Raw genomic sequence first — 14,523 nt, 5'->3', positions numbered from 1 at the left:
GACGGCCATACGTTCCCGGAACATTCGAAGAGACAGGCGAAACATTCGCACCACCGCGTGGCCGCAGGGTTCTGTGGACGCGCGTCCCGCACAGCCGTACCACCCGCACAACCGCACGGCCGATACATCCGAAACGTTCGTGAGAGGTGCTGTCAATGGAGTCGAACAGAGGGCGGACGTTCAGCAGGCGCTGGTTCCTCGGCGCCGGTACCGCCTCCTTGGCCACCGCGGGACTCGGCGCCGGCCTCACGGCCTGCGGCTCCGGCAGCTCCGGGGCCGGCGACGGCAAGACGGTCACCGCGTTCGTCTACGGCGACGACGCGGTGAAGGTCCAGCAGGCCGCCGTCGACCGCTACAACAAGTCGGCCGCCGCCAAGAAGGCCGGCGGCACGATCAAGCTCCAGAAGGTCCCCGGCTCCGACTACTCCCCCAAGCTCCGCACGGCCATGGGCTCCCCGAGCGCCCCCGACGTGTTCTTCAACTGGGGCGGCGGCTCCATCAGGACGTACGAGGAGGCCGGCAAGCTCGTCGACCTCACCGACATCATCGCGGACGACCCGGTCCTCAAGAGCGGCTTCCTGCCGTCCGTGCTGTCCGCCGGCGACCTCAAGGGCCGCCACTACGGCATCCCGATGCGCGGTATGCAGCCGGTGATCCTCTTCTACAACAAGTCCGTCTTCGCCGAGCACAAGCTCCAGCCGCCCACCACCTGGGACCAGCTCCTCGACATCAACGCCAAGCTGAAGAAGGCGAAGATCACCCCGTTCGCGCTCGGCGGCTCCGACCTCTGGCCCAACCTGATGTGGCTGGAGTACCTCGTCGACCGCCTCGGCGGCCCCGAGGTCTTCAAGCGCATCCAGGACGGCGACTCCGAGGGCTGGGGCGACCCGGCCGTCCTCAAGGCCGCCGAACTGGTCAAGCAGCTCGTGGACGACGGGGCCTTCGGCTCCAAGTTCACCTCGGTGTCGTACGTCAACGGCGGCGCCCCGGCGGTCTTCGCCAAGGGCAAGGCCGCCATGCACCTGATGGGCTCCTGGGAGTACTCCACGCAGCTCGGCAAGTTCCCGGACTTCGCCAAGAGCAACCTGGGCTGGGCCGCGTTCCCGACCGTCGAGGGCGGCACGGGCGACGTCCGCAACGTCGTCGGCAACCCCACCAACTACTGGTCGATCAACGCCCGTACGAAGAACAAGGACCTGGCGGTCGGCTTCCTGAAGGAGTGCGCGTCGGAGGCGTACGCCAAGGACCTGGTCGCCAACGGTGACGTCCCGACCACCTCGAACGCGAAGAAGCTGCTGGCGTCCGCGCCGAACCCCGAGTACGCCACGTTCCAGTACGACCTGGTGGAGAAGGCGCCCGCGTTCACGCTCTCCTGGGACCAGGCGCTCGGCGACGCGCTCGGCACCAAGATGCACACGGAGATAGGCAAGCTGTTCGCGGGGAAGTCGTCGCCGAGCGAGTTCGTGACGGCCTGCAAGGGGCTGAAGTGACCTCGACGGTCCAGAAGACCTCCACGGTCGAGCAGGGGTCCCGGAAGGCGTCGCGGGTGGGCCGCCCGCACGCCGTCTGGGCCCTGCCCGCCGTGCTCTTCTTCACCTTCTTCGCCGTCGTGCCGATGGGCCTCGCGCTCTATCTGTCCTTCACCAGCTGGGACGGCCTCGGCGACCCCCAGCCGGTGGGCCTCGACAACTGGAAGAAGCTGCTCGACGACCCCCGCCTCACCCAGTCGCTGACGCTGACGGTGGTGCTGACCGTGGCCAGCTGGGCGTTCCAGACGGTCGTGGCCCTGCTGCTCGGCGTGTGGGCGGCGGGACGGCAGCGCAACCGGGCGGTGCTGTCCGCGATCTTCTTCGTGCCGTTCCTGCTGTCGTCCACGGCCATCGCGATCCTGTTCTACGCACTGCTCGACCCGAACTTCGGCATCATCCAGGCGGACACACTGGGCTCGCAGAGCGGCGCGTTCCTCGCGATCGTCTTCGTCGGCGGCTGGCAGTTCATGCCGTTCCACACGCTGATCTACCAGGGCGGCGCCCGGCAGATCCCCGAGGTCCTCTACCAGGCCGCCGCGATCGACGGCGCAGGCCGCTACCGCCAGTTCTTCTCGATCACGCTGCCGCAGCTGCGGCACACGATCACCACGTCCACGGTCCTGATCGTCGTCGGCTCGCTGACGTACTTCGAGACGGTCCTGATCCTCACCAAGGGCGGCCCGGGCACGGACACCGCGATCCTGCCGTACCTGATGTACGAGGCGGGCTTCAAGCAGTACGACTTCGGCTACGCGAGCGCCATCGCGACGACCCTGGTCATCGCCGCGACGGGCCTCTCGCTGGTCCTCGTGCGGCTGACCGGGTTCGGCTCCATGCGCAGCACCCGCGAAGGGATGTGACGGCATGTCACACGACACGTTGGCGCGCCCCGCGAAGACCCGGCGGCCGGACGGGGCGGAACCGCCGACGGCCTCCCGGCGACGGCGCCACTGGACACGGCGGGCCAACCCCGTCGCGGGCCTCGGCGCGTTCGTCTGGCTGGTCGTCGTCCTGATCCCGATCTACGCGATGCTGTCGGCCTCCCTCACGAGCGCGGACAAGGCCCTGACGGGCAATCCGCTCAAGCCGCCCACGGATCCGACGCTCGACAACTACAACACCGTCCTGAGCAGCGGCTTCGGCCATCTGCTGACCAACACGGCGATCGTCGCCGTGGCGGTCGTCGGCATCGTCCTCGCCCTGTCCGTCCCGCTCGCGTACGTGGCCGTCCGCACCCGGAACCGCTGGTCGAACGCCGCGTTCCGGCTGTTCCTCCTCGGCGTGGCGATCCCGGCCCAGGCGGTCGTCGTCCCGCTGTACCTGCTGATCGCGAAGCTCGACCTGTACGACACCCTCCTCGCCGTCATCCTGCCGACGGCGGCCTTCGCGATGCCGGTGTCCGTGCTGGTGCTCGTCGGCAGCCTGCGGGACGTCTCGGAGGACCTGTACGAGGCGATGGCCCTGGACGGCGCCTCACCCTCCCGGATGCTCTTCCAGCTGACGATCCCGCTGGCCAAGGGCGGCATCAGCACCGTGGTGATCTACTCGGCGCTCCAGGCGTGGAACGGCTTCCTGTTCCCGCTGATCTTCACCCAGTCCGACGGGCCGCGGGTCCTCACCCTCGGCCTCTTCAACTTCGTCAGCCAGTTCGGCGTCAACATCCCCGCCGTGCTCGCCTCGGTCGTCCTCTCGGGCATCCCGATCTTCGCCGTCTACCTGGTGGCGCGACGGGCCCTGGTGGGCGGGCTGATGGGCGTGGGCGGCAAGTGAGCGCGCCCACCGGCCCCGAGCCCCTTCCGCATCCGTGAGCGTCCCCGCTCGAACCCTTTCCGCACCCCTGAAACTCACCACCACCGACAGGAGTTTCATGACCACCCCTTGGCGTGACCGCGCCCTGCCCGCCGCCGAGCGGGTCGAGGACCTGCTGTCCCGGATGACCCTCGAAGAGAAGACCGCGCAGTTGTACGGCGTGTGGGTGAAGAACGACTCGAACGGCGAGGACATCGCCCCCGACGAGGCGGGCATGACGGAGGCGTTCGACTTCGACGAGCTGATCACCCGGGGTCTCGGCCAGCTCACCCGTGTCTTCGGCACGGCGCCCCTCGACCCCGAGGAGGGCGCGCGGGTCCTGGCCCGTTTCCAGCGCCGCATCATGGCCGCGAGCCGCTTCGGCATTCCGGCGGTCGCCCACGAGGAGTGCCTGGCCGGCTTCACGAGCTGGCGGGCGACGGCGTACCCGGTGCCCCTCGCCTGGGGCGCGACCTTCGACCCGTCCCTGGTCGAGGAGATGGCCCGGAGCATCGGCCGGGACATGGCGTCGGTCGGCGTCCACCAGGGCCTGTCCCCCGTTCTCGACGTCGTCCGCGACCCGCGCTGGGGGCGGGTCGAGGAGACCGTGGGCGAGGACCCGTACCTGGTCGGCACGATCGGCTCGGCGTACGTCCGGGGCCTGGAGTCCGCCGGGATCGTGGCCACCCTGAAGCACTTCGCCGGGTACGCCGCGTCCGTGGGCGCCCGCAACCACGCACCCGTACGCGCGGGCGTGCGCGAGTTCGCGGACGTGGTCCTGCCGCCGTTCGAGATGGCGCTGCGGGAGGGCGGCGCCCGCTCGGTGATGGCGGCCTACACGGAGACCGACGGCATCCCCGTGTCGGCCGACCGGGCCCTGCTCACGGAACTCCTCCGCGGCGACTGGGGCTTCACCGGCACGGTCGTCTCCGACTACTTCGGCATCGGCTTCCTGGAGACCAACCACCGGGTGGCGAACAGCCGCGCGGAGGCCGCGCACGCCGCGCTGGCCGCCGGGATCGACGTGGAGCTGCCGAGCCTGCGCTGCTACGGCGAGCCCCTGATCGAAGCCGTGAAGGCGGGCGAGATCCCCGAGTCCCTGGTGGACGTGGCCGCCCGCCGGGTCCTGCTCCAGAAGTGCGAACTGGGCCTCCTGGACGAGGACTGGAGCCCCGAGCCCGCCACCGCGTCGGTCGACCTGGACCCGCCCCGCAACCGCGACCTGGCCCGCCGCCTGGCCGAGGAGTCGGTGGTGCTGCTGGACAACCCCGACGCCGTCCTGCCGCTCGCCCCGGACCTCAGGATCGCCGTCGTCGGCCCCCGCGCCGACGACCCCCTGGCCATGCTGGGCTGCTACTCGTTCCCCTCCCATGTCCTGCCCGCCCACCCCGGCACCGCCCTCGGCATCGAGATCCCGACCGTCCTGGAGTCCCTGCGCACGGAACTCCCCGACGCGAAGATCACGTACGCCGCCGGCAGCGCGGTCGACGGCGACGACACGGAAGGGTTCACCGAGGCGGTCGCCCGCGCGTCCGAGGCCGACATCTGCGTGGCGGTCCTCGGCGACCGCGCGGGACTGTTCGGCCGGGGCACCTCCGGTGAGGGCTGCGACGCGGAGGACCTCCGGCTGCCCGGCGTCCAGGCGAAACTGCTGGACGCGCTGGTCGCCACGGGCACACCGGTCGTACTGGTCCTCCTCACCGGCCGGCCCTACGCGCTGGGCCGCTGGCACGGCGGGCTCGCGGCCTCCGTCCAGGCGTTCTTCCCCGGGGAGGAGGGCGGCCCGTCGGTGGCGGGAGTGCTGTCGGGCCGCATCTCCCCCTCCGGCCGCCTCCCGGTCAGCGTCCCGAACCGCCCCGGCGGCCAGCCGTGGACGTACCTCCAGCCGCCTATGGGCCTGTTCGGCGGCGCGAGCAACATCGACCCGACCCCGCTGTACCCGTTCGGGCACGGCCTGTCGTACACGACGTTCGAGTGGACCGACTTCGAGGGCGGGGGTGACGGCGGCGGGGTCCCGGAGATCGGCACGGACGGCGAGCACGACATCGCGGTGACCGTCCGCAACACCGGGGACCGCGCGGGCGCGGAGGTCGTGCAGCTCTACCTCCACGACCCCGTGGCCACGGTGACCCGCCCCGACATCCGCCTGATCGCCTACCAGCGCGTCGAGTTGGCCCCCGGCGAGGCCCGTCGGGTGCGGTTCCGCTTCCACGCCGACGTGTCGTGCTTCGCCGACCGCACGGGACGCCGCGTGGTGGAACCGGGCGAGCTGGAACTCCGTGTGGCCGCGTCCAGCACCGACGTCCGCCACGGGGTGCGCGTCGCGCTGACGGGCCCCGTACGCGAGGTGGGCCCGGACCGCCGCCTGCACTGCGAGACGGAGGTCCGGGAGGCCCACTGACGCGCTCAGTCCGCCTGGGCCGCCGCGAACGGAACGAAGGCGGCCCAGGCGGAGGGGTGGAGGCCGAGGGGGGTACGGGTGGTGTCCTTGGAGTCACGGACGTGGATGGTGACGGGGGTGGCGGCGGCGACTTCGACGCAGTCGTCGCCCTGGGGGCCGCTGTCCGATCGCCGAGGTCGCCGACCTCTCCGCCACCGCCGTACGGCTCGGGCTCGTGTCGCCGGAGACGCGGCCCGACGTGGAGGAGCGGATCGAGCGCGGGGCACGGCGGCGCACGGCGTGGCGGCGGTCGGCCGTCGTCGTCGTGGTGGTCGCGGTCGCGATGTTCGTCCTCGACGGCTGGCTCCTCTTCACCGACCGGCCGACGCACACGTTTCTGCTGGTCCTGTGCGTCCCGCTGCTCTGCCTCCCGGTCGCCTTCCTCGCCCTGGACCGCGTCGGCGAGGCCCGCGCCGCCCGGGCCTCGTGACACCGGCCTCTCAGTCCTCGTCCTCGTCCTCGTCCTGGTCGGGCAGCTCGAACACGAAGTACACGCTCAGGCACAGCGGCTCGTCCTCGCCGAGGAGGTGGTCCCACGAGACGTCCAGGACGCGGACGTCGTGCTCACCGACCCAGGTCTGTGCCCGGGAGAAGACCTGCGCGGCGCTCGTCCCGACGAAGAACTTCCTGGCGATCGGGTGTACCTGGCTGTCCTCCTCCGAGTCGTCGAAGCCTTTCGGGACGTCCAGGCAGCGGGAGGGATCCAACATCACGGCACCGTCCTTGACGATCGAGGTGGCCGCACGCCCGGGGGGATCTCCTGGGCGTGCCACTGGGAAGGACGCCGCACCGCGAGGAAGGTTGCCTGTGGCGCGCGGGTCGCGGCAATCGGCTCGCGTTCCCCTCTTGCGTGCGCACCCGACGAGCCTCCATCATCAGGTTTCCTGATGGTTTAACTTTGCAGTGATGGGGACTCGCCGTGCCACTCAAGTCGCAGATACAGGCCAGAGGCGTCCAGTTGTTCTTCGGCCGGATCATGAGCCGCGTGCACGAGGACCTGCGCTTCGCCGACATCCCGAAGCACACGGAAACCCTCCAGGTGGAGACCGGTGCCGGGACGGTGACCTGCACCGTCTACCGTCCGCCCGCCACGACCCCCGACCCCGCCCCGGTGTACGTGAACTTCCACGGCGGCGGTTTCGTGGTCGCCCGCCCGGAGCAGGACGACCACCTGTGCCGCTACATAGCCGCCACGGCCGGCTGCGTGGTGATCAACGTGGACTACGGCGTGGCCCCGCAACAGCCGTACCCCGCACCCGTCGTCCAGGCGTATGACGTCACCGCCTGGGTGGCCGAGAACGGCTCCGCCCACAACTGGGACGGCTCGCGGCTCGCCGTGGGCGGACACAGCGCCGGGGCCAACCTGACCGCCGCGGTCTGCCGCACGGCCCGGGACCGCGGCACCTTCACGCCCCGCCTGCAGATCATCGACTCGGCGCCGCTCGACCAGCTCGTCGACCCGGCCACCAAGCAGTCACCCATCGCCAAGCCGCTGCTCGCCCCGCAGCTCCTGCGGATCTTCACCGCCGCCTACGTCCCGGACCCCGCCGACCTGTCGCATCCGCTGGTGTCGCCCGGCCTGGCCGACGACCTGGCCGGACTGCCGCCCGCGCTGGTCATCACCGCGGAGTACGACCGCCTGCGCGACGAGGGCGACGCCTACGCCAAGGCCCTGGAAGCGGCGGGCGTTCCGGTCACCCACCGTTGCTTCGAGGGCGTCGACCACTACTTCACGCACACCGGCCCGGTGGAGGCCGGGAAGGAGGCCATCGACCTGATGGCCACCACCCTGCGCACGGCACTCAGCGCCTGACACGGCTGATCAAGCCGCCGGACCGAGCCGCGTCAACAACAGGCCAGTCACTCGCCCGGTGACGCGCCCAGTGACTCGAACCGCCAGCGGTGCACCGCCCGGCCGACCAACTCGGCGTCGGGCTCCGGCAGTTCCGGCAGCTCGGCGTCGAACTCGGCGTCCCACCAGGTGATGACGAGCACCCGGTCCTGCGGCGCCCGGAACGTCTCGCGCCGCAGCGGCCGTACCGGGAGCCGCTGGTCCCGGGCCCAGGCGAGCAGGTCCTCGCCCCGGCCGGGGACCGCGCGGGCCTCCCACATCAGGGCGACGGTCACGAGTACAGGTTCTCCTTGCTGACCTCGTGGACGTGGTCGTGCGTGTGCGAGGCGCCCGGCACGTGCGGGTCGGTGACGGGGAGGGAGGAGTCGGCGGACAGGTCCCAGTCGGAGGCGGCGCGGTTCCGCGCGACCATCTCCGCGCCCAGCGCGGCCACCATCGCGCCGTTGTCCGTGCACAGCTTGGGGCGCGGCACCCGCAGCCGGATACCGGCCGCCTCGCAGCGCTCCTGGGCGAGTGCCCGCAGCCGGGAGTTGGCGGCGACGCCACCGCCGATCATCAGATGATCGACGCCCTCGTCCTTGCAGGCCCGTACGGCCTTGCGGGTGAGGACGTCCACCACCGCCTCCTGGAAGGAGGCCGCCACGTCCCGCACCGGGACGTCCTCGCCGGCCGCCCGCTTGGCCTCGATCCAGCGGGCCACGGCGGTCTTCAGGCCGGAGAAGGAGAAGTCGTAGATGGGGTCGCGGGGGCCGGTGAGCCCGCGCGGGAAGGCGATCGCGTCCGGGTCGCCCTCCTTGGCGTAGCGGTCGATGACCGGGCCGCCGGGGAACCCGAGGTTCAGCACGCGGGCGATCTTGTCGAAGGCCTCGCCGGCCGCGTCGTCGATGGTCGAGCCCATCGGCCGTACGTCCGCCGTGATGTCCGTGGACAGCAGCAGCGACGAGTGGCCGCCGCTGACGAGCAGCGCCATCGTCGGCTCGGGCAGCGCCCCGTGCTCCAGCTGGTCCACACAGATGTGGGACGCCAGGTGGTTGACGCCGTAGAGCGGCTTGCCGAGCGCGTACGCGTACGCCTTCGCCGCCGAGACGCCGACGAGCAGCGCGCCCGCGAGTCCGGGACCGGCGGTGACGGCGATGCCGTCGAGGTCCCGGGCGCTGACGCCCGCCTCCTTCAGCGCGCGGTCGATGGTCGGGACCATCGCCTCCAGGTGGGCGCGGGAGGCCACCTCGGGCACCACGCCGCCGAAGCGGGCGTGCTCGTCGACACTGGACGCGATCGCGTCCGCGAGGAGGGTGTGGCCGCGGACGATGCCCACGCCGGTCTCGTCGCAGGAGGTCTCGATCCCCAGGACCAGGGGTTCGTCAGCCATTGATCTCGGTTCCTTGTACGGATGTGGAGGGGTCGTTGAGGCGCATGACGAGGGCGTCGACGTTCCCCGGCTGGTAGTAGCCGCGGCGGAAGCCGATCGCCTCGAAGCCGAAGCGCTCGTACAGCTTCTGGGCGCGGACGTTGTCGACCCGGCATTCGAGCATGACCTGGGCGCACTCGAAGGCGGTCGCGGCCCGCAGCAGCTCGGTCAGGAGCAGCGCGCCGAGGCCGGTGCCCCAGTGGTCGCGGGCGACGGCGATGGTCTGGACGTCGGCGACGTCACCGGCGGCCGCGAGGCCCCCGTACCCGACGATCCGGCCGTCCTCGGGGGACTCGGCCACGAAGTACCGCCGGGTCGCCTCGGGCCCGCGCGCGTGGGCCAGGTCCGACCAGAACATGCCGCGGGACCAGGCGTCCTCGGGGAAGAGGTCCTTCTCCAGCTCCAGGACGGGCTCGATGTCCCACCAGCGCATCTCGCGCAGCACCGCGGTCGTCACTTGGGGGTGACCACCTTGTAGTTCTTGGGCACCTGGGCGTCCGGCCGGCGCAGGTAGAGCGGCCGGGGGGCCTCCAGTTCCTCGCCCTTGGCCAGCCGCTCCGCGGCGAGGGACGCGAGCGCCGCCGCCGAGACGTGCTCGGGGGCGCGGGCGTCGGGGAAGGTGTCGGGGTAGAGCAGCGCCCCCGCGCCCACGGCCGGGAGCCCGGCCACCGCCTCGGCGATCTCGGCGGGCCGGTCGACGGCCGGGTCCGTCACCCGGGTGCGCGCGTCCTCGTACCGCGCCCAGTACACCTCCTTGCGCCGGGCGTCGGTGGCCACCACGAAGGGCCCCTCGACCTCGGCCGCGTACGCGAGCGCGTCGAGGGTGCACAGGCCGTGGACGGGGACCCCGAGGGCGAGGCCGAAGGTGTCGGCGGTCATCAGGCCGACGCGGAGCCCGGTATAGGGGCCGGGCCCGGTGCCCACGACGATCGCGGTGACGGCGTCGAGGCGGGCGCCCGCCTCGGCGAGGACCCGGTCGACGGCGGGCAGCAGCAGTTCCCCATGGCGACGGGCGTCCACCTGGCTCGACGCGGCGACGACATCCGTCCCGTCGTGCAGCGCGACGGTGACGGCGGGGGTGGCGGTATCCAGAGCGAGCAAGAGCACGCAAACAGCCTACGGCGCTTCGGCCCGGGCCACGGCCGACCCGGTGCACCGTCCCTCTGCTGCTACCGTCACAGCACAGACGTACATCAAGGGCGTACGTGCGTACGAGAGGTGGGCGCAGAAGGTGGCCAGCAGCAGCTCGGGATTCGTGGCCGGGCTCACGGCGGCGGCGATCGCCGCAGTCGGTTTCCTCACCTACCAGGCGTCGGCCAGCGTGCCGGACGACCTCGGCAAGCCGTCCCCCTCCGAGACACCGGCGGCCAAGAAGTCCAAGGCCGCCGCCGGCAAGGAGAAGGACGACGACCTCCTCGTGCCCAAGGGTTCGGGCACCGGCGAGCGTGTCGTCTACTCCCTGGACGAGGACCGCGTCTGGCTGGTCGGCGCGAACGAGAAGGTCACCCGCACCTTCGAGGTCACGCCCAGCGCGGTGGACCCCACCCCCGCCACCTACACGGTGACGTCCCGCTCCGCCGCCATCACCGGCTCCGACGGCACCCCCATCGAGCACGTCGTCCGCTTCGCCTCGGTCGACGGCGTGGTGATCGGCTTCAGCGCGGCGGTGGACGGCTCCACCCCCCGGCCCGACCCCGCCGTCAAGACGGGCGGCATCCGAGAGTCCCGCAAGGACGGCAAGGCGATGTGGCAGTTCGCAGGCATCGGCACGAAGGTGGTCGTGGTCGAGTAGCGGGAGAGGCCGTCTGCATAGTCACCGGCCAGGGGAACCGCCGGTCTTTAAGGGGCGCGGGGAACTGCGCGACAAGCCCCCACGACCCGCAGCCGCGACACGCCCGCAGACACCCCTTCCCAGGGCGTAACGTCTACGCAGCCCGGGGGTGCGGCCCCTCCACCGCCCGCCGTTCCTCCCCCCGAACCGGCGGAGCCTCCGGCGTGGACACCGCCTTCGCCGCCGCACAGCTGGCCAACAGGTCCCGCATCGACACCCCGGCGACCCCGGAGGCCACCCCGGAGCCCGCTCCGGACGGCCGCCCGTCCCGCCGCTCCGAACCCTGCATGGACGCCTCCTGATGCCACCGGCGAACCAAGTTAGGTAGACCTAACCAAGGACTGGTTACCATGTGACCACGCCGGAAGCGCCAAAGCAACATTTTGCCGACACCTTGTCGGAACCGACACAAGAGGCGACCGCCCGACGACGGAGCCACCCCACTCAGCCGCCGCCCCACCAGGCGCCGCCCAGCTCAGGCGGACAGCACCCCCAGCTCGACGGAGGCCCACCGCTCCCCGACCCCGGTGACGGTCACCTGCCGCACCTCGTCGGTGGTGTCGCCGACCGCCCGGTGGATGACGACATGGAGCCGGTCGTCGGTCAGCTCCTCGACCTTGCCCTCGCCCCACTCCACCACGATCACCGAATCCGGCAGCGAGACGTCGAGATCGAGGTCCTCCATCTCGTCCAGCCCGCCGCCCAGGCGATACGCGTCGACGTGGACGAGCGGCGGCCCCTCCCCCAGCGAGGGATGCACGCGCGCGATGACGAACGTCGGCGAGGTGACGGCCCCACGCACCCCGAGCCCTTCCCCGAGCCCCCGGGTCAGGGTCGTCTTCCCGGCGCCCAGCTCCCCGTTGAGCATGACGAGATCACCCGGACGCAGCAGCTTGGCCAGCCGACGGCCCAGTTCCAGCATCTGCTCGGGAGACTGCACGACGGCCTCGAAGGACGTCACGGACGACGAAGACGACGAGGGTGAAGAGGGCGAGGTGGGCGAAGAGGGGACGACCCCGGGCTCACCCGGGACGTACCGTGCTGCTGGCGCTTCCATAACCACTTACGGTAGCCCCCATCGGCACGGCACCCACCCGGGTCAGCAGGTCGGCGAGCCGGTCGGTGACCACCTCGGGGTGCTCCAGCATCACCAGGTGCCCGGCGTCCGGTACGAGCACCAGCTCCGCGGCCGGCAGCAGATCGGCGATCGCCTCGCTGTGCTCGCTCGGCGTGACGAGGTCCTTGACCCCGGCCAGCACGAGCACCGGCAGCTCGGCGAACTCCGCGAGCGCCTCCGTCTTGTCGTGCTCGGTGAACGCCGGGTAGAACTCGGCGACGACGTCGATGGGCGTGCCCTCGATCATCCGCTCGGCGAACCGCTCGACCGCCGGGTCGACGTCCCGCGACGCGAACGAGTACCGCTTGATGATCCCGGCGAACAGATCGGCGGTCGCCCGCCGCCCCCGCTCCACCAGCGCGGCCTGCTGCCCGAGCGCCCTGAGCACCCCCGGCAGCACCCGCCGCACCACGTTGACGCCCGCGACGGGCAACCCGAAGTTGACCTCGCCGAGCCGCCCCGACGACGTACCGACCAGGGCGACGGCGACGACCCTCTCGCGGATCAGCTCGGGGTAGTGGGCGGCCAGGGCCATGACGGTCATCCCACCCATCGAGTGCCCGACCAGCACGATGGGCCCGTCGGGCACGGCCGCGTCGATCACCGCCTTGAGGTCGCGCCCGAGCTGGTCGATGGTGACGGGCGCCCCGTCGACGGCCTGGGACCGCCCGGAGCGGCCGTGGCTGCGCTGGTCCCAGTGCACGGTCCGTACGACACCGCGCAGCGCGGCCCGCTGGAAGTGCCAGGAGTCCTGGTTGAGGCAGTAGCCGTGGCTGAAGACGACGGTGACGGGGGCGGGGGACTTGCGGCCGAAGAGACGGCGTCTGCGGGGCGCGAGGCCGGCCTCGGGCTCGATGTCGTCGACCTCGTAGTACAGCTCGGTGCCGTCGTCCGCGTACGCCTTGCCTGGGGTGCCGCGCAGCGTCCCGTAGGGGCCCGTGGAGTCGAGCGCGAGCCGGGCCTTCCTGCGCATGCCGCGGCCCACGGTGAGCCGCTCTATGGCGACACCGGCGGCCGCGCCCGCGGCGACCACACCTATCGCCGCCCCCGCGACACCGGCCCTGCGCCAGGTCCCACCGGCGGCAGCGGCGGACGCGGCTGTGGCGGCCGCGCTCGCGACGGCCTCCACGGCCTCCGCGCTGCTCTCGCTCACATCCCGCTCCTCTTCGCCGGCCCTCGGGCCCTAGCCGCTCCGCACACCCGTACGGAGTTTCCCGTCTCGTTCGTCTTTCACTTACCCGTGGTGTACGCGCACTTGCTCGTGTTGTACTCGCGTCGACGCGGGCGCGTTCACGCCTGCGGGGCAGCTCACACGCTCACCCGTTCGGGGGTACCGGATTCCTCACGCCTGCTCACCCGTGTTGACGTAGACGCGCGGTACGCGGGTTCCGATGCGGGTCACGATCTCGTAGGCGATGGTTCCGGCCGCCTTCGCCCAGTCCTCGGCGGTCGGTTCGCCGTCGTCACCGGCGCCGAACAGCACCACCTCGTCGCCCACGGCGGGTTCGTCCCCGCCGAGGTCGACGACGAACTGGTCCATCGCGACCCGGCCCGCGACCGTCCGCCACTTCCCGCCGACGAGCACGGGCCCGGTGCCGGAGGCGTGCCGGGGGATGCCGTCCGCGTAGCCGACGGGGACGAGGCCGAGGGTCGTGGCGCCCGGGGTGACGTAGTGGTGCCCGTAGCTGACGCCGTGCCCCCCGGGCACGTGCTTGACCAGGGCGAGCGAGGCGCTGAGCCGCATCACGGGACGCAGTCCGAGGTCGGCCGAACTGCCCAGCTCCGGGCTGGGCGAGATGCCGTAGAGGGCGATGCCCGCCCGGACGAGGTCGAAGTGGCTCTCCGGGAGGGTGAGCGTGGCGGGCGAGTTGGCGATGTGCCGCACCTCGGGCCGTACGCCCTGGTTCTCCGCGTACGTCACCATCTCGCGGAAGAGGCCGAGCTGTGAGGCGATGGACGGGTGCCCCGGCTCGTCGGCGCACGCGAGGTGCGACCAGATCCCGGTGACGGTGACGAGCCCGTCGGCCTCGGCGGCGAGCGCCTCGGTGACCAGCTCCGCCCAGTCCTCCGGCTGGCAGCCGTTGCGCCCGAGCCCCGTGTCGGCCTTGAGCTGCACGCGCGCGCGTGCCCCCGCCGCACGGGCGGCGTCGGTGACCTCCCGCAGCGCCCACAGCCCGCTGACCGACACGTCGAGGTCGGCCTCGATCGCCTCCCGCCACGGTCCGCCCGGCGCCCAGAGCCAGCACATGATGCGCCCCGGCAGCCCCGCCGCGCGGAGCGCCAGCGCCTCCTCGGGCGTGGCCGTACCCAGCCAGGCGGCCCCCGCCTCGACCGCGGCCCGCGCACACCGCACCGCCCCGTGGCCGTACGCGTCGGACTTGACGACGGCCATCAGGGCGGCACCCGGCGCCAGCGCGCGCAAGGTCCGCACGTTGGCCCGCAGGGCATCCAGATCGATCTCGGCGCGGGCCCGCAGGGGCGCGGTCCGCGAAGGCGCTGTCTCACTCATGTCAGCCCCAGTGTCTCAGAGCCCCGGGGCACCCCCACGGCGCCCCACG

General features: G+C 71.9%; 17 protein-coding genes. 8 read left to right on the top strand and 9 right to left on the bottom strand.

What is annotated here, in order from left to right; translation table 11 throughout:
- Positions 1-155 precede the first annotated feature (155 nt).
- The 4 genes from ACZ4Z3_RS08710 to ACZ4Z3_RS08695 all read left to right on the top strand — a co-directional run bounded on the left by ACZ4Z3_RS08710 (position 156) and on the right by ACZ4Z3_RS08695 (position 5,718).
- On the top strand, positions 156-1,490 hold the full coding sequence (locus tag ACZ4Z3_RS08710) for an ABC transporter substrate-binding protein (protein ID WP_468500313.1): 1,335 nt from the start codon (positions 156-158) through the stop codon (positions 1,488-1,490).
- Positions 1,487-2,389 (top strand): carbohydrate ABC transporter permease, encoded by a 903-nt coding sequence (locus ACZ4Z3_RS08705; RefSeq protein ID WP_468500312.1) that lies wholly within the window; start codon positions 1,487-1,489, stop codon positions 2,387-2,389. The genes ACZ4Z3_RS08710 and ACZ4Z3_RS08705 overlap by 4 nt, the downstream gene beginning before the upstream one ends.
- Before the next feature lie 4 nt (positions 2,390-2,393).
- On the top strand, positions 2,394-3,299 hold the full coding sequence (locus tag ACZ4Z3_RS08700) for a carbohydrate ABC transporter permease (protein ID WP_468500311.1): 906 nt from the start codon (positions 2,394-2,396) through the stop codon (positions 3,297-3,299).
- Positions 3,300-3,396: 97 nt separating this feature from the next.
- The gene (locus ACZ4Z3_RS08695) at positions 3,397-5,718 is read left to right on the top strand and encodes a beta-xylosidase/alpha-l-arabinosidase (RefSeq protein WP_468500310.1); all 2,322 of its coding nucleotides are present in this window, start codon (positions 3,397-3,399) and stop codon (positions 5,716-5,718) included.
- Positions 5,719-5,723: 5 nt separating this feature from the next.
- Here the strand turns inward: ACZ4Z3_RS08695 and ACZ4Z3_RS08690 are convergent, their stop codons facing one another.
- Positions 5,724-5,984 carry a DUF397 domain-containing protein gene (locus ACZ4Z3_RS08690; RefSeq protein WP_468500309.1) on the bottom strand — a complete coding sequence of 87 codons (261 nt, stop codon included), beginning with the start codon at positions 5,982-5,984 and terminating at the stop codon, positions 5,724-5,726.
- On the opposite strand from ACZ4Z3_RS08690, the gene ACZ4Z3_RS08685 reads away from it, so the two are divergent.
- Positions 5,933-6,187 carry a hypothetical protein gene (locus ACZ4Z3_RS08685; protein WP_468500849.1) on the top strand — a complete coding sequence of 85 codons (255 nt, stop codon included), beginning with the start codon at positions 5,933-5,935 and terminating at the stop codon, positions 6,185-6,187. The two genes, ACZ4Z3_RS08690 and ACZ4Z3_RS08685, sit on opposite strands and share 52 nt — an antisense overlap.
- 10 nt (positions 6,188-6,197) lie before the next feature.
- Here ACZ4Z3_RS08685 and ACZ4Z3_RS08680 read toward each other — a convergent pair whose 3' ends face one another.
- Positions 6,198-6,467 carry a hypothetical protein gene (locus tag ACZ4Z3_RS08680; protein WP_468500308.1) on the bottom strand — a complete coding sequence of 90 codons (270 nt, stop codon included), beginning with the start codon at positions 6,465-6,467 and terminating at the stop codon, positions 6,198-6,200.
- Positions 6,468-6,733: 266 nt separating this feature from the next.
- Between ACZ4Z3_RS08680 and ACZ4Z3_RS08675 the strand changes: the two genes are divergently transcribed.
- A complete protein-coding gene (locus ACZ4Z3_RS08675; protein ID WP_468500813.1) occupies positions 6,734-7,570 on the top strand; it encodes an alpha/beta hydrolase in 837 nt (278 codons plus the stop codon).
- 47 nt (positions 7,571-7,617) lie between these two features.
- Here ACZ4Z3_RS08675 and ACZ4Z3_RS08670 read toward each other — a convergent pair whose 3' ends face one another.
- From ACZ4Z3_RS08670 to tsaB, 4 genes are read right to left on the bottom strand one after another with little or no spacing between them, the layout of a single operon-like run.
- Entirely contained in the window at positions 7,618-7,884 is a 267-nt protein-coding gene (locus tag ACZ4Z3_RS08670) for a hypothetical protein (RefSeq protein ID WP_468500307.1), read from the bottom strand.
- Positions 7,881-8,978: a tRNA (adenosine(37)-N6)-threonylcarbamoyltransferase complex transferase subunit TsaD gene (gene tsaD / locus ACZ4Z3_RS08665; RefSeq protein ID WP_468500306.1), complete on the bottom strand. Its 1,098-nt coding sequence runs from the start codon at positions 8,976-8,978 to the stop codon at positions 7,881-7,883. Before tsaD ends, ACZ4Z3_RS08670 begins: the two co-directional genes overlap by 4 nt.
- A complete protein-coding gene (rimI, locus tag ACZ4Z3_RS08660) occupies positions 8,971-9,450 on the bottom strand; it encodes a ribosomal protein S18-alanine N-acetyltransferase (protein WP_468500812.1) in 480 nt (159 codons plus the stop codon). The genes tsaD and rimI overlap by 8 nt, the downstream gene beginning before the upstream one ends.
- Before the next feature lie 20 nt (positions 9,451-9,470).
- A complete protein-coding gene (gene tsaB / locus ACZ4Z3_RS08655; protein ID WP_468500305.1) occupies positions 9,471-10,124 on the bottom strand; it encodes a tRNA (adenosine(37)-N6)-threonylcarbamoyltransferase complex dimerization subunit type 1 TsaB in 654 nt (217 codons plus the stop codon).
- Between the two features lie 124 nt (positions 10,125-10,248).
- Here tsaB and ACZ4Z3_RS08650 point away from each other — a divergent pair, with 124 nt between their 5' ends.
- Both ACZ4Z3_RS08650 and ACZ4Z3_RS08645 read left to right on the top strand, forming a co-directional pair.
- Positions 10,249-10,809: a hypothetical protein gene (locus ACZ4Z3_RS08650; RefSeq protein WP_468500304.1), complete on the top strand. Its 561-nt coding sequence runs from the start codon at positions 10,249-10,251 to the stop codon at positions 10,807-10,809.
- 203 nt (positions 10,810-11,012) lie between these two features.
- Entirely contained in the window at positions 11,013-11,150 is a 138-nt protein-coding gene (locus ACZ4Z3_RS08645) for a hypothetical protein (RefSeq protein ID WP_468500303.1), read from the top strand.
- A 173-nt stretch (positions 11,151-11,323) separates the two neighbouring features.
- On the opposite strand, the gene tsaE is transcribed toward ACZ4Z3_RS08645, so the two are convergent.
- The 3 genes from tsaE to alr all read right to left on the bottom strand — a co-directional run bounded on the left by tsaE (position 11,324) and on the right by alr (position 14,474).
- Positions 11,324-11,905, bottom strand: a complete 582-nt coding sequence (gene tsaE / locus ACZ4Z3_RS08640; RefSeq protein WP_468500302.1) for a tRNA (adenosine(37)-N6)-threonylcarbamoyltransferase complex ATPase subunit type 1 TsaE — start codon at positions 11,903-11,905, stop codon at positions 11,324-11,326.
- The gene (locus ACZ4Z3_RS08635; RefSeq protein WP_468500301.1) at positions 11,871-13,118 is read right to left on the bottom strand and encodes an alpha/beta fold hydrolase; all 1,248 of its coding nucleotides are present in this window, start codon (positions 13,116-13,118) and stop codon (positions 11,871-11,873) included. The genes tsaE and ACZ4Z3_RS08635 overlap by 35 nt, the downstream gene beginning before the upstream one ends.
- Positions 13,119-13,307: 189 nt before the next feature.
- Entirely contained in the window at positions 13,308-14,474 is a 1,167-nt protein-coding gene (gene alr, locus ACZ4Z3_RS08630) for an alanine racemase (protein ID WP_468500300.1), read from the bottom strand.
- Between the last annotated feature and the right edge of the window lie 49 nt (positions 14,475-14,523).

This window comes from Streptomyces sp. NPDC030296, from assembly GCF_055572815.1.
This window is presented reverse-complemented; position numbering and strand designations above follow the sequence as displayed.

What these genes read in the sequence shown, in the direction of transcription:
- ACZ4Z3_RS08710 (WP_468500313.1), top strand. Translation starts at nt 156, where the DNA reads ATGGAGTCGAACAGAGGGCGGACGTTCAGCAGGCGCTGGTTCCTCGGC.
- ACZ4Z3_RS08700 (WP_468500311.1), top strand. Translation starts at nt 2,394, where the DNA reads ATGTCACACGACACGTTGGCGCGCCCCGCGAAGACCCGGCGGCCGGAC.
- ACZ4Z3_RS08695 (WP_468500310.1), top strand. Translation starts at nt 3,397, where the DNA reads ATGACCACCCCTTGGCGTGACCGCGCCCTGCCCGCCGCCGAGCGGGTC.
- ACZ4Z3_RS08680 (WP_468500308.1), bottom strand. Translation starts at nt 6,467, where the DNA reads ATGTTGGATCCCTCCCGCTGCCTGGACGTCCCGAAAGGCTTCGACGAC.
- ACZ4Z3_RS08675 (WP_468500813.1), top strand. Translation starts at nt 6,734, where the DNA reads ATGAGCCGCGTGCACGAGGACCTGCGCTTCGCCGACATCCCGAAGCAC.
- tsaD (WP_468500306.1), bottom strand. Translation starts at nt 8,978, where the DNA reads ATGGCTGACGAACCCCTGGTCCTGGGGATCGAGACCTCCTGCGACGAG.
- rimI (WP_468500812.1), bottom strand. Translation starts at nt 9,450, where the DNA reads ATGCGCTGGTGGGACATCGAGCCCGTCCTGGAGCTGGAGAAGGACCTC.
- tsaE (WP_468500302.1), bottom strand. Translation starts at nt 11,905, where the DNA reads ATGGAAGCGCCAGCAGCACGGTACGTCCCGGGTGAGCCCGGGGTCGTC.
- alr (WP_468500300.1), bottom strand. Translation starts at nt 14,474, where the DNA reads ATGAGTGAGACAGCGCCTTCGCGGACCGCGCCCCTGCGGGCCCGCGCC.